7 protein-coding genes are annotated in these 14,933 nt (G+C 35.2%); 5 read left to right on the top strand and 2 right to left on the bottom strand.

Annotated elements, in window-relative coordinates:
- Positions 1 to 1,147 precede the first annotated feature (1,147 nt).
- Both exbD and exbB read right to left on the bottom strand, forming a co-directional pair.
- Complete coding sequence (gene exbD, locus DK858_RS08990; RefSeq protein WP_109397118.1) at positions 1,148 to 1,576, bottom strand: TonB system transport protein ExbD; 429 nt, start codon at positions 1,574 to 1,576, stop codon at positions 1,148 to 1,150.
- Positions 1,577 to 1,582: 6 nt separating this feature from the next.
- On the bottom strand, positions 1,583 to 2,587 hold the full coding sequence (exbB, locus tag DK858_RS08985; RefSeq protein WP_109397117.1) for a tonB-system energizer ExbB: 1,005 nt from the start codon (positions 2,585 to 2,587) through the stop codon (positions 1,583 to 1,585).
- Positions 2,588 to 2,916: 329 nt separating this feature from the next.
- On the opposite strand from exbB, the gene metC reads away from it, so the two are divergent.
- The 5 genes from metC (at position 2,917) to DK858_RS08955 (ending at position 14,841) form a co-directional block, all read left to right on the top strand.
- The gene (gene metC / locus DK858_RS08980) at positions 2,917 to 4,107 is read left to right on the top strand and encodes a cystathionine beta-lyase (protein ID WP_109397116.1); all 1,191 of its coding nucleotides are present in this window, start codon (positions 2,917 to 2,919) and stop codon (positions 4,105 to 4,107) included.
- A 123-nt stretch (positions 4,108 to 4,230) separates the two neighbouring features.
- Positions 4,231 to 4,899 (top strand): DedA family protein, encoded by a 669-nt coding sequence (locus DK858_RS08975; RefSeq protein ID WP_109397115.1) that lies wholly within the window; start codon positions 4,231 to 4,233, stop codon positions 4,897 to 4,899.
- 638 nt (positions 4,900 to 5,537) lie between these two features.
- Positions 5,538 to 6,695: an iron-containing alcohol dehydrogenase gene (locus tag DK858_RS08965; RefSeq protein WP_109397114.1), complete on the top strand. Its 1,158-nt coding sequence runs from the start codon at positions 5,538 to 5,540 to the stop codon at positions 6,693 to 6,695.
- Positions 6,696 to 6,722: 27 nt separating this feature from the next.
- On the top strand, positions 6,723 to 7,553 hold the full coding sequence (gene dkgA / locus DK858_RS08960) for a 2,5-didehydrogluconate reductase DkgA (protein WP_109397113.1): 831 nt from the start codon (positions 6,723 to 6,725) through the stop codon (positions 7,551 to 7,553).
- A gap of 211 nt (positions 7,554 to 7,764) precedes the next feature.
- Entirely contained in the window at positions 7,765 to 14,841 is a 7,077-nt protein-coding gene (locus DK858_RS08955; RefSeq protein ID WP_109397112.1) for an Ig-like domain-containing protein, read from the top strand.
- Positions 14,842 to 14,933: the final 92 nt, after the last annotated feature.

Here is a 14,933-nt window from a genome sequence, read left to right as displayed (position 1 = left end):
TCAAAAGGATAAGATCATTAATAATTACTAATTAGTACATAATGGTAATCATTTCATTAAGTTATTTTATAACATATCGAATCTATAACGAAATTAACGCAAATAAAATTTAATGTTAAATCCCTGTTGTTTTTATGGATAAAAAAAAGACAATTTATCGATAAATAATCCCCTAATGGGGCCTATTTCTTTTTTTTGTAAGAATAGATAAAAGAAGTGATCATAAATCTAAAAGATTGAGAAATATTTTGTTAACTGTTTGTTTTTTTATCAAGCAAGATTTCGTGGATAATGAGCGATAAATTAAGGATCAGTATCCAAATGATACACAACAAACACACTCAGAAGCGCTCATCTTAGAAACCACAGTAACAGCCTATATAACAGACAAAATAAAAAAGCCATAACACCGAAATGTTATGGCTTCTAAATTTATTAAAATAATAAAATGCTATGTGTAGTTCTCTGCCTTTCACGTTTTATTTTACTCACTGCTTATCAAAAATAAGTAGCGGTTTGAATAAGTAAATAAAATCTACTTACCAGAAATTGGAATGACTGAAAACAACGGTCTACCTGGTGCAATAAAAAATAAGTATCCAAATGTGGATAACTTAGATAATAAATAAATTAGGCGTTATAACACGTTACAGGATATTTCAATTTGTAACGTGAGTGCATTATATCCAATAAGATTTTTTGCGCAAGTGTTTTTACACTTAAATCAAATTCAAATAAAGACATTATAAATCACAAGGTTATAGATAAATTTAACTTTAAGAAGTCGATATCAACAAATCTAAAAATGAAAAAAAATGAAGAGTTAATGAATATTAATGTTAGAAGGGTTCAAACAATGACATCTACTTAGCATTAATTGATTCAGCTCGTCATCACTCAATAAACTTAATTAATTATTTATTCTGTAACTTAATCTATCCATTATTAATATTATTTAATACTAAAGCTAAATTTTATTCTAACTCAATTTTATTAATAACATCGACAACTATTAAAAATGGTAAAAATATAAACTCTATATCGTCTATACAATAAAAAAGCACTTTATTCATCATTTCACAACGACAAATAAAGTGCTTTTAAAATAGCGTAAAAATACTTAGATAAATAGCTTATTTGCTAAATATTAACCACCTGTAGAGACGGTTTCCATTCCCACTAGCCCAACTTTGAGATAACCCGCTTTTCTTAGCGAATCCATTGCAGCCATTAACGTTTCATAATCAACCTTTTTATCCGCTTGGAAAAAGATTGTTGTCTCTTTGTTTGCTTGTGTCATGGTATCTAACACATTCGCTATCGTTTCATGTGTGACCATCTCTTCACCAATGAAAATCTGTTTATCCGACTTAATTGTTAAATAAACAGGCTTTTCAGGGCGTGGCTGTGGTTTAGCACTTGAAGCGGGTAAATTTACTTTTATATCAACAGTAGCTAACGGTGCTGCCACCATAAAGATAATGAGTAGAACCAACATGACATCAATAAAAGGCGTCACATTGATATCATGTAATTCATTATCATCACCTGAATCATCACCAAGACGCATTGCCATAATTCATTACCTTGCTTTGCTGTTTTCGATATCTAAATCACGGCTGACTAATGTCACTACACCCGTTGCGATATCACCAATTTCACCACGATAACCCGCGATCATACGAGCAAAAATGTTATAAATAATAACCGCAGGAATAGCTGCAATCAGACCAATCGCTGTTGCTAATAACGCTTCTGCAATGCCGGGCGCAACAACAGCAAGATTTGTCGTTTGAGAGTGTGCAATACCAATAAAGCTATTCATAATCCCCCAAACCGTACCAAAAAGGCCGATAAAAGGAGAGATTGCACCGATTGTAGCTAAATAACCATTACCGCGACCTAACTCACGGATAATTGCTGCAACGCGACGTTCCATACGCATTTCAACACGTTCTTTAATGCCTGATGCCACTTTACTTTCTTGAGAGTAAGTACGCTCTAATTCCGCATCATTAAAGAAATCAGCGGTTGCACTCTTATGACCAAATTTTTTGCTAATCGCTAATGCATCATTGAGTGATTTAGCTTCAACTAATTGAGCCGTCTCATTTCTTAAGCGACGACGCAGTGAGATCAGGTAGCTTCCTTTCGCGAAAAATAGAGCCCAAGTGACAATAGAGGCTAACAGTAAGCCAATCATGACACTCTTAACGACTAAATCGGCATTACGATACATACCCATGACGGACAAATCTTCTGCAAATCCGCCACCAGCAACCATTTCAGGCTGTACTTCTGATGGTGTGTTTTCTGTCGCTGAAGGTGCATTCTCTGAATTCTCAGCCGTTATTACAGCTGTATTTTCACCTTCAGGCTTAGCGCTTGCAGTATTTTCTGCTTTCACTTCATTACCCGTTGTTGAGGCTGTAGTGGCAGTTGTCTGTGTAGTCGTTATCGGTGTAGAAGCTGTTGAAGAAACGGCAGCAGTTGTTGGCTGTTCAGTTGGTGTGGCAGGAGTCGTATCCGCAAAAGCAGAGCCTGTCAGACCGATTGCCAATAGAATAGAAGCTGTCAAATTACGCATCAGTTGGCCTTTTACTCTCTTTTTTATCTATTTATTTATTCAGTAATGACATTTTTACGTCATTACTTACCCAAAATCGTTTACTTACAATCATCCTGTTTGCCATCAGGAAAGAGAAAACGCTCAAATGATATCAAACATGAAGCATTTTGATAGTAATTATCATTACTATTTGGCGATTTTTTTTCCATTTGTCCATTTTTAAGACAAATTATCGTTCTTTCACGTAACGTGAAATTTTATCAACTATCCAGCAACTCTTTTGTACTTATCCAAAAAATGAATTAACTTGAGGTAAACACACCATCAATTAAAAGAAGGTATTAAGGATGACGCTAAAACAACAAGAAACCTCACTCCTCCTTTCTGGTCGAGCTAAAAAATATTCTCAAGGCGCAGTAAACCCAATTATACAACGAACATCATCCGTTATTTTTGATTCCGTTGCGCAAAAACGAGATGCAACAAAAAAACGCGCTGAAGGCGCACTTTTTTATGGTCGTAGAGGCACAACCACACACTTTGCTTTGCAAGAAGCACTCACTGAATTAGAACAAGGTGCAGGATGCGCATTATTTCCTTCTGGTGCTGCAGCAATCACGCAATCAATACTCGCGTTTATTGAACAAGGTGACCATATTCTTGTAACGGGTTCGGCTTACGATCCCACACAAAATTTTTGTGATCAGATCTTACGTAAATTCTCAGTCACAACGACTTATTTTGATCCTTTAATCGGCAATGCGATCAGCCAATTACTACGTCCTGAAACAAAAATCGTTTTTCTTGAATCGCCAGGATCAATCACGATGGAAATTCAAGACCTGCAAGGAATAGTCAATTCAGTTCGCCAATATAACCCTGAAATCATTATTATGATTGATAATACTTGGGCGGCGGGAATATTACTTAAACCATTAATGCTTGGTGTTGATATTTCTATTCAATCAGCAACAAAATACATTATTGGTCACTCTGATGGTATGTTAGGTTTTGCCGTTGCTAATAAACGTTGTTGGGCACAATTACGTGAAAATGCCTATTTATTAGGACAATGTGTCGATCCTGATACTGCGTATATGACAGCTAGAGGCCTAAGAACATTACCCGTAAGAATGAAACAGCATGAACAGAGCGCATTAGAAGTCGCTCGTTGGCTAAAACAACACGCTTTAGTCGATAGTGTTTATCACCCAGCCTTATCTTCTTGTCTAGGTCATGAATATTTTCAACGTGATTTTTCAGGTAGCAACGGGCTATTCTCTTTTAGTTTAAAGAAAATCCTAACTGCTGAAGAATTTGCTCTTTTTTTAGATAATTTCTCATTATTTAAAATGGCATTTTCATGGGGTGGATTCGAATCCTTAATTTTAGGTTATCAACCTAATGATATTAAAGCTATGCGCCAGTATGAAACACAACCAGAATTTACAGGCACATTATTCCGTGTTCATATTGGATTAGAAAATGTAGACGATCTAATTGCAGATCTCGAATACGCATTTTTACGTATTTCTTAATAAAGAATGAATTTTTTATTAAAAAAAATCTATCCCTGTGGCTCCACAGGGATTAAATCAAACTGTTATCTTTATTTTGCGTTAGAATAGCGAACATAAAGTCTTTTTAATGCGAGTTCGCTAATGGAAACATTGAAAGAGATAATTCACGCATTAATGCAACATGATTATATGGTGCTGGCTAATCCTAATGTGTTGTGGGTTATCTATATTGTTCTTTTTGTTATTATTATGCTGGAAAATGGGGTATTACCCGCAGCATTTTTACCCGGAGATACACTGCTTATTCTATGTGGTGCACTTATTGCGAAAGATGTTTTACATTTCTTTCCAACCATCATTGTATTAGGTACTGCTGCTAGTTTTGGAAGTTGGTTAGGCTTTTTACAAGGCCGATGGCTCAGTGACACAAAAGTAGTTAAACGCTGGATGGCACAATTACCTGAGCAATATCACCATAAAGCGAATGATCTTTTCCATCGTCAAGGCTTATATGCTTTATTAATTGGTCGTTTTATTGGTTTTGTACGAACATTATTACCCACTTTGGCGGGATTATCTGAATTACAACAACGCCGCTTTCAAATATTTAACTGGTTAAGTGGCTTTTTATGGGTAGGCATTATTGTTTCACTGGGCTATGTATTGAATTTAATTCCTTTTATTCAAAAGCATGAAACATTAGTGATGAATATTCTGATGACATTGCCAGTATTATTGTTAAGCGCAGGTTTAATTGGCTCTGTCGTAATGTACATTCGCCATCGTAAAAATAGCACTAGCAATAAATAATTTAAAAAACACCATTATTTTAATCATTATAATGGTGTTTTTAATCATCTAACACAGGCAACGTTCTGTTGTTCATTATCTTATCTCTTATTTATTAATATCTTAGTAAAAATCCGTTTATATTTATCACTATCCTCTTCTTGTCTTAATCTGTTTATCGTTAAAGCTTAATCGCTTTTGATGCGAGAAACATAGGAATATAGTTATCAACCCCAAAACGTGTATAAGAAGCGAAGTCTTCAATAAAATCTTGCAATAAAAACAATGGGATTATAAAAGCGCACCTATTCGCTACCCACTCATTTTTAACGGGATTTGACGTTAAATGGACTTCCTCAAGGCTTTTTAGCCGCGATAATATCGTCATCACTAACAGGTTTCGACCACTGATTTTCCATTGCTGCTTGTTTATCCCAGTGTCCTTGGTTTAATGTTAAATAATGACTTTCCATATCACTCCTTATAAATTAATAACAATATGAACCGTTATGGTCATAAGAAAAGCCATTCCATTCTCATTTCCATAACCTTATAGTTATATTGATGTCATGTTATTTTATCTAGATACAGTAAAACACTTTTTCCTGATGATTTGTCATAACTGTATATTCAGAACAATGAATTAAGGTGGATACCAAATGCAAAACTTTACTTATTACTCCCCCACTCGCCTTCATTTTGGTCAAGGGCAAATAGAAAAACTACGTTCTGAAATCGGAAAAAATGAAAGAATTCTATTTACTTATGGTGGGGGCAGTATTAAACGCAATGGTGTTTTAGAACAAATCTATACTGCACTGCCAGGCTACCAAATACATGAGTTTGGCGGTATTGAGCCGAATCCTTCCTATGAAACACTAATGAAAGCAGTTTCTTACGCCAGATATCACGGTATCACACATCTATTAGCCGTCGGTGGCGGTTCCGTTATTGATGGTACTAAATTTATTGCAGCCGCTATCCCTTATAAAGGCGAACCATGGGAAATTGTAACAAGTCGCGGTAAAGTCATTGAAAAAGCAATACCTTTAAGTTGTGTATTAACACTTCCGGCAACGGGTACTGAAACCAACAGTTTTTCTGTTATCAGCAGAAAACAGACAATGGATAAACAGAGCTTTGCCAGTCCTCATATTTATCCTCATTGTGCTATTTTAGATCCAACAACCACTTATTCTTTACCGCCAAGACAAACAGCCAACGGTGTTGTTGATGCTTTTATTCATATCTTAGAGCAATATCTCACTTATCCAGTGAATGCCCGTGTACAAGATGAGTATGCCGAAGGCCTTTTACGTATTTTGATTGATCAAGGGCCAAAAGCACTGACATCACCTACAGACTATGATATCCGTGCTAATATAATGTGGACGGCATCACAAGCGCTAAATGGTATTCTTGGTGTGGGTGTTCCTCAAGATTGGGCTACACATGCATTAGGTCACGAACTCACGGCTTTACACGGACTCGATCATGCGCAAACCCTCGCTATTGTTTTACCTGCATTATTAAATGAAAAACGCCAAGCTAAATACGGCAAGTTAATTCAATATGCACAAAAAGTTTGGGGCATAAACCAAGGTTCTGACGCGTTTAAAATTGAAACTGCAATTAATGAAACTCGAAAATTCTTTGAATTAATGGGACTTAGAACTCGACTGGCTGATTTCAAAATCAGTGAAGAAGATATTCCCGCATTAGTGCGAAAATTGGAAGAACATGGACAAATTGCACTGGGTGAGCATCAAGATATCACATTAGAAGTCAGTCAACGTATTTATACAGCGGCACTCTAAGTACTTTATGCGACTCTGGAGGTAGAAATGGATAAACCTAAACTGATCAAATTATCTGATGGAAATACCATCCCACAACTTGGTCTTGGTGTGTGGAAAGCAGATAATCATCAAGTTGTTAAAGCTATTCATCATGCACTTGATACAGGCTATCGTCTTTTCGATACAGCAGCGATTTATCACAATGAAGAAGGTGTAGGTAAAGCGTTAAAACAGCTCACCGTTCCTCGTGATGAACTGTTTATCACAACGAAATTATGGAATAACGATCAGTCTCATGCCCGTGGTGCTTTATTAGAAAGTCTCCAGCGTTTACAACTTGATTATGTCGATCTCTATTTAATGCATTGGCCAGCACCTTCTCGAGAGCTTTATGTCGAAGCTTGGAAACAAATGATTATTCTGCAAAAAGAAGGATTAGTAAAAAGCATTGGTGTCTGTAATTTTAAAGAAGAACATCTGGAACGCATCATTACAGAAACAGGTGTAACTCCTGTTATTAATCAGATTGAAATTCATCCATTAATGCAACAAGCACCATTAAGAGCCTGGAACACTACTCATAATATTGTGACGGAATCTTGGAGCCCATTAGCACAAGGTGGTGAAGGTGTCTTTGATCAGCCCATTATTCAAAAACTGGCTGAAAAATACCATAAAACCCCAGCGCAAATTGTTTTGCGCTGGCATTTAGACAGCGGGCTTGTGGTTATTCCAAAATCAGTTACACCTTCTCGTATTGAAGAAAACTTCCATATTTTTGATTTTAAATTAGAAAAAGAAGAAGTCGCTGAAATTACCGTTCTTGAACAGAAAAAACGTTTAGGCCCTGATCCTGACCTCTTTGTCGATATCTAATTTTTATTCCTTAATTAAAAAGCCAATAGAATAGATTTTCTATTGGCTCTTCTATAACAAAATATTCCGTCCTCTTTTCGCTTTCCATTTTTATTTTCTGGTCTCAATTTTTTATATATCTATAAATTAATTAATTGACGTTCACTTTCTGATATCTAATACATCTATAAATACGAGAATCTCATCATTATTTGTTACGGTGAGTTTAAAAATGATAAATTTTAAAAGTGGACTAACACCTCAACTTTCTTCTATCACAAAGAAAGTTGCTTGGTTTAATATCTTTATTCAATTAGCATTTCCCATCTCGGCAACGATCCCTGCTAATGTTTTTGCAAAAGAAAATAATCCAGAAAAACAAACGATTAATTTAATAAAAAGCCAAAACACTTATCAGGTTCAAGCTAATGATACCCCTGAATCTATTGCGAAAAAATTCAATATAAAATTATTTAGACTTATTGAAGCTAATCCTGATTATGTTTCTTTAGTTGGAAAATTAAAAATAAAAACAGGTATTACTCTTAATATACCTAATGAACCTTTATCAACAAAAAAATGGTTAGATAACAATCAAAATACCGCTATTCCAACGACAAATGAGCAAGAGCTTGCACAAATTATTGTCGATAACTCGTCTTTATTAAATAAAGATACTGATGCAACACAATATGCAATAAGCAAAATATCAAGTAAAGCCAATCAACAAATAGAACAGTGGCTAAATCAGTTTGGTCATGCTCAAGTTTCACTTTCAACGGATAAAAAATTCACTTTGGAAGGAAGCTCTGCAGATATTCTTATTCCACTCTATGATAGTAAAAAGAACTTAGTTTTTTCTCAAACCAGCTATCACCGCAAAGATTCTCGCAGCCAATTAAACCAAGGTATTGGTTACCGACATTTTACTGATAAATTTATGGTCGGTCTTAACGCTTTTTATGACTACGATTTAAGTCGTTATCACAGCCGTTTTGGTGTCGGTGCTGAAGTATGGCGAGACTATTTTAAATTAAGTATAAATCACTACCACCGTCTATCTAACTGGCGTACCTCTGACGATGTTATAGATTATAACGAACGTCCTGCTAATGGTTGGGATATTCGAACAGAAGGCTACCTGCCGACTTATCCACAATTAGGTGCAAAACTGATTTTTGAACAATATTATGGTAAAGAAGTCGGATTATTTAGCAAAGATAATCGTCAAGAAAACCCTCACGCTTATACAGCAGGCCTTACTTATACGCCAGTGCCTTTAATTACCTTCGGCGCTGAACGTCGCTTTGGTTTAAACGATAATAGTGATAATAAATTTGATGTGAATATCCAATATCGACTTGGAGAATCACTCTCTTCACAACTTAATCCTGATAATGTTCGAGCAACACGTTTAATGTCAGGAAGTCGCTATGATTTTGTCAATAGAAACAACGACATTGTTCTTGAATATAAAAAGAAAACCTTAGTATTCCTCTCTATTGCACCAACAATTAATGGTTACGCAAAAGAAGAAAAAGATTTAGGTGTGCAAGTTCACTCTAAATACCCAGTTAAACATATTGAATGGTCTGCGAGTCGCTTAATCGCCAATGGAGGTAAGATTAATCATAATAATAATCTTAATTACTCAATCATTCTTCCTCGTCATATTGCTGGTTCATCTGAAAAAAATAGCTACACAATAAGTGCCGTTGCTATTGATGAACAAGGTAATCGTTCTGATCCAGTACAGAGTCAAGTCACGGTTGATCAATCTGCGATTAATACGCAAAACAGTCAATTTACGCCAAAAACAACACAACTGCCTGCGGATAATCATTCTGCACAAAATCTGACTTTATCAATCCTTGATAATGATAAACTTCCCATTGATATCAATCTAAAAGAACTGTCATTAAATATTCAATCTGATAACCCAGCCAGTAATAGCCAAGTTTCACATTTCAGTAGAATTGATGCGGGGAAATATCAAGTCACCATCACCGCAGGAAGTACACCTGAAATTGTAACATTGACACCTAAATTTAGGGATAACACCTTTAATCAGGCACAAGTGACTTTTGTCGCTGATACGCATTCCGCCATTATTGCAAAAGGAGGATTAACCGTAATCAAAAATAATGCTTCTGCTGATGGTAAAAGCCAAAATAAAATTCAAGTTATCGTCACTGATATTAATGCGAATAGAATTCCTAACTATCCCGTCTCTTTTACTGCGGATAATGGGGCAACGATTATTGGGCAAGCAAATACAGATGCGGAAGGTAAAATCATTGTTCCAATCACCAATACACATATAGGTAAAAGCATCATTAATGTGAGTGTTAAAAATATTACCTATTCCACTAGTGTTAATTTTATTGCCGATATTAATTCAGCAAAAATAAATACTTTCACTATTAATCCAAATAGCTCATTTGCCAATGGAACGGATGAAAAATTAATTACTTTCAATATCATTGATAAAAATAACAACCCTGTTCCCAATGCCAAAATTCAATTATTTGCAGATAATCAAGCTCAACTTAAAAAAACTGAATTACTGACAGATAGTGAAGGTAATGCATCAACAACTATGACCAGCAAAATAGCGGGCATAACCACCGTAATAGCACGGGTTAATAAAATAGACACGAAAAAGACAACGCAATTTATTGCCGATCTATCCAACGGTAAAATTATATCAGTGACACCATCGGCTCCCCCTTATATTGCTGATGGTAAAACAGCAGTAACGTTTACTGCTGTCGTTGAAGATAAAAATCACAACATCTTACCGAATGCGAAAGTCATTTGGTCTACGAACCGTGATCAACAGATTGTTTCGATTAATGATGTTTCAACAACAAATAACCAAGGTATTGCTCAAACAACAGTAACGAGTACTCAAGCCTTTGATGTTATTGTTACAGCCAGTATCAGTAATGAATCACTCGATGCATTACCTATTACTTTTGTTGCTAATAACCAACAAGGTTTAATCACTTTAGCTTCGAATAAAACCGAATTAATTGCAGACAATAAAGAACAAGCGATACTCACCGCAGTGGTGAAAGATAAATTTGGTAATAAATTACCTAATGTCACCGTCGAATGGCAATCTAGTGCCTCAACCACACTCGATAAACAAAAGAGTGTGACCGACAATCAAGGGCAGACAACCAATAAAATTCAAACCAAAAAAGCAGGTACAACAGAGATTATTGCTACTCTTTCAAATAAAGAAAAAGCACAAGTAACACTCACCGCTATTGCCGATCCCAATAGTGCCAATATTGTCTTAACGACTGTAAATAACAAAACAGAAGCGATTGCAGATAATAACGATACAATAACTTTAATGGCACATGTTACGGATGCTCAAAATAATCCATTAATAAAACAATCTGTATTCTGGCATTCAACTCATAATGTGTTGAGTGAGAATATGGTGAAAACTGATGACAATGGTAATGTACAAGTTGTAATAAAAGGAACTGAAGCACAAACTACAACTGTCACAGCAACACTGGAAAATAGCCAAAGCGCCACAAAAAATCTTCATTTTATTGCTGGTCAAGTCAATGCATCACAAAGTTCATTTTTGATTGAACCTCAATCTATTATTGCCAATGGTCAATCACTTGCTACTGGTACAATAAACTTAAAAGATAAATTTGGTAATCCAGTTCCGAAACAAAATAAATTTATCGCTCTCTCTGGTGATAACAACACCATTAAATTTAGTGCACTCAAAGAAATCAATACCGGCATTTATCAAACAACCATCAACGGTAAACAAGAAGGTGTTAGTCTTATTCGTGCCCAATATACGAATGCAAGTAATACCTTTAATTTAACTCAACCTCTTGGTTTTATCGCAGATAAGCAAAATGCCATAATTAATGCGGTTAATGTTATCGCGCCTTTTGATGTCACCGCAAATGGGACAGATAAAGTTGTTATCCGTGCAAAAATTGTTGATAAACAAGGTAATCCAAGTATGGAAGGTATTGCTGTGGGTTGGTTAACTTCTCTAGGCAAACTTTCATTACCTATCAGTAAAACAGATAAAAATGGGATTGCAGAAATAGCCTTAAGCAGTACACAAGCAGGTACGGCACAAGTTACAGCGATGCTTGATAGCCAACAATCTCTTGATGCAGACCATCTGATTAACTTTAATACTGATGTGATTTCTGTTGATAAATCTCAATTATCACTTATCCCTGATACTATTATTTCTGAAACGGGCCACTCTCAAATTACGTTAACGTTAAAAGATAAATACGATAATTTATTAACCGGACTGGCGAGCAAAATCAGCATTAAATACAGTACTGATTTAACCGCAACTACAACTGCATTTAATGAAATCTCAACTGGGATTTATCAAGCTCAAGTTAGTGCATTAAAAGCAGGTCAAACCACAATCAGTGCTAAAGTTAATTCGTCCACACTCACACAAACAGCGCGATTAACTGTTCTGCCTAATAACCAGACAGCCAAAGTTGATAAATTTGTGATAAGTAATACACAACCTCATGCTGGCGATACCATCGTTTATCACGCTTATATCAGTGATAAAAATAACAATCCTGTTAACAGTGGCGTCAGTGTGACATGGACGACGGATAAAGATAGCTTACTTGCTAAACCGCTGACATTTACAGACAACAAAGGTATTGCTGATGTTGAATTAACACGTAATCCGGCAGGTATTGCTAAAGTTAATGCCGTATTAATTTCAGGTAGTTACCCAGCACCCGATGTTAATTTTGTCGCTGATGATGTTGATGAAAACAGTTCAGAAATCAACTTAATCCCGGCAACAATCATCGCTAACGGCACAGATAAAGCATTACTCACTTTAACGATTAAAGATAAAGGCGGTAATATTCTGCCAGATCAGCAAGTGGAGGGGATCTCTAACAATCCGATAATTCAGTTTAGCCCAGCTAAACAAGTCTCACCGGGCCACTATGAAATTGAAGCTACGGGAACTAAATCAGGTACAGCACAATTAAGTGTTAAAGTTAATGGTGTTGATTTTAAAAAACAAAAAACCTTACAACTTCGTGCAGATGCAACAACCTGGCAAATCAAATCTGTCAATGTCGATAGAATAAGCATGATTGCCGGAGATAACGGTGTTAATTATCAAGCAACCATTGTCGATGCTAATGACAATATATTGCCTAATGTTATTGTATCTTGGAAGTTACAAGGTTTAGCTAATGACTATGACTTTAGTACCTATACAGATACAAATGGTATTGCTAGAACAAAAGTCACCAGTACTGTTGCTGGTATCTTAAAAATGAGTGCTTATCTTGATTTAAATAATCATAAGTCAATTCAAGATGTCACTGTAAATCCAACGAATATTGATACTAATAAATCAACCTTTAGCAGTAACCGTCAATCAATAGGGGGAGATAATAAAGATAGCGCTCTACTCACTGTAAATTTAATGGATAAATACAATAATACTATTGATGGCAAAAAAGTTTCGATAAAAACAACCAATGGTAAGCCTAACTTTAGTGATAACCCACTAAATTCATTAGGAAATGGTAAATATCAAACCAATCTTACTTCAAATGTTAAAACAGATATCATCTTAACAGCTGAAGCGGAAGGATTAACTATTGCAAAACCATTAACCATTAAAGTCACTATCCCGAAACCTGATATTATTTTTGATAAACAAATCCAGCAAGAAACCTATGCTTCAGCACCTATTAGCGCTCTAGGTTATACGGGAGTACCTAATAATATTAACGTTATGTGGTCTAGCTCAGATCCGACCATTGCCTCTATTGATACGGCGACCGGTAGCATTGCGATGAAAAAAGCAGGTACTGCGGTTATCACACTACAAACATCAGGTAATAATCAATATCAACCAGCTCAAAATAGTTATCCTTTGGTGATTGAGAAAGCGGATATTGGGCTAGCCGCAAAAGAAACTCAATTAAACTCCATTTGGAATGATAATATTCCCCAACAAGTGGTGCTTTTATATAGCAATAAAGATGCTACAAACAATCCCCCACCTAAACAATTTGTCAATTACAAACAAGCTATAATAACAGTCGATGAACAAGGAAAAATTACACCGATAAAACCAGGCGATACACCTATTACCGTGTTATCTCAAGCAACAGAACAATTTAAGTCATCAAGTATAGTCATTAATTACACACAAGATAAAGGCACAATAAATTATCATTTTAAAAATTCAGATGAAACATTAATTGTTGATGCATTGTCAAGTGGCGTATTGACTGCTCAGGCACCAACTCCTACACTACCTACTGGTATTAATGCCATTTGGAGTAGTAGTAAACCAAGTGTTGTAGAAGTAACTCCGGAAGGTGCAATCACCCACTTAGGTGTCGGAAAAGCCACACTCACATTATCAATTAAAGATGATGTTTATTATCATGACAACGATAATAGTTATAATATTATGGTTGAACCTGCACCTTATATTACAATTGATTCAGTAAAATTTCAGTCTGCCGGTAGAGAAATGCTTGCTTCAAATGCTAACAATTTATCTTGGCAACCTGTTTACATCTCAGATAATATCTTTACTGTTAATTGGAGCTCAATAAAAACACCTCATGCTATTAACTTTGAACTGTATGATGACAAGAATAATTTGATTCAATTAGTGGAAAGACAAAATTATAGTCCTAAAAACAATATAACTGATCCTGTTATTATCTCTCCACCAGAATCTTATATTAATAAGCCACAAAATTTGAAATTAAAAGTGATCACTTTTGATGTAAATAATAAATCTTATCCTAAAGAATATAACATTGCGGTTAAATCTATTTCCGCACAAACGGCTGCAAATTTATTTTTAATTCATCTCAATTCTCAATTTTTATATACAGATAGTGGTAGCTCAGCACCAACTTGCCAAGACGCATGGGGAACAAGCACCGTACACTTTACAGTAGTACCTAGAATTGAATTTAAGGGTGATAATAAAAAATTACTTTATCCAATCACGTTAACTGCAACAATAAATGATATAACGTTAAATCAATCGAATCTATCACAAGGAATAATTAATCAACACGTAATTTATCCAGATAATTTTATCTTGAATAATACATCGGAAAATAATCATGAATTTAAGACAACATCATCAATATATGCTATTGATAAAGAATGTAGGATTAATGACACAGGTTATGGTGTATTTAAACTAATCTTAGATGTATATGGAAATAAACAAGTAGTCACTAAGAATTTCAACTGGAGTGGCTCAAACGGCGCCTATTAATAAACAAATAAATTAGATTCAAAGCCACATTATTTTTAAGATAATGTGGCTTTTTTTTCCATGAAATTTTCTTTTTGAAGAGAAATAGAAAA

This window comes from Proteus faecis, from assembly GCF_003144395.1.
Lineage (GTDB): Bacteria > Pseudomonadota > Gammaproteobacteria > Enterobacterales > Enterobacteriaceae > Proteus > Proteus faecis.
This window is presented reverse-complemented; position numbering and strand designations above follow the sequence as displayed.

What these genes read in the sequence shown, in the direction of transcription:
- DK858_RS08965 (WP_109397114.1), top strand. Translation starts at nt 5,538, where the DNA reads ATGCAAAACTTTACTTATTACTCCCCCACTCGCCTTCATTTTGGTCAA.
- exbB (WP_109397117.1), bottom strand. Translation starts at nt 2,587, where the DNA reads ATGCGTAATTTGACAGCTTCTATTCTATTGGCAATCGGTCTGACAGGC.
- dkgA (WP_109397113.1), top strand. Translation starts at nt 6,723, where the DNA reads ATGGATAAACCTAAACTGATCAAATTATCTGATGGAAATACCATCCCA.
- DK858_RS08955 (WP_109397112.1), top strand. Translation starts at nt 7,765, where the DNA reads ATGATAAATTTTAAAAGTGGACTAACACCTCAACTTTCTTCTATCACA.
- metC (WP_109397116.1), top strand. Translation starts at nt 2,917, where the DNA reads ATGACGCTAAAACAACAAGAAACCTCACTCCTCCTTTCTGGTCGAGCT.
- DK858_RS08975 (WP_109397115.1), top strand. Translation starts at nt 4,231, where the DNA reads ATGGAAACATTGAAAGAGATAATTCACGCATTAATGCAACATGATTAT.
- exbD (WP_109397118.1), bottom strand. Translation starts at nt 1,576, where the DNA reads ATGGCAATGCGTCTTGGTGATGATTCAGGTGATGATAATGAATTACAT.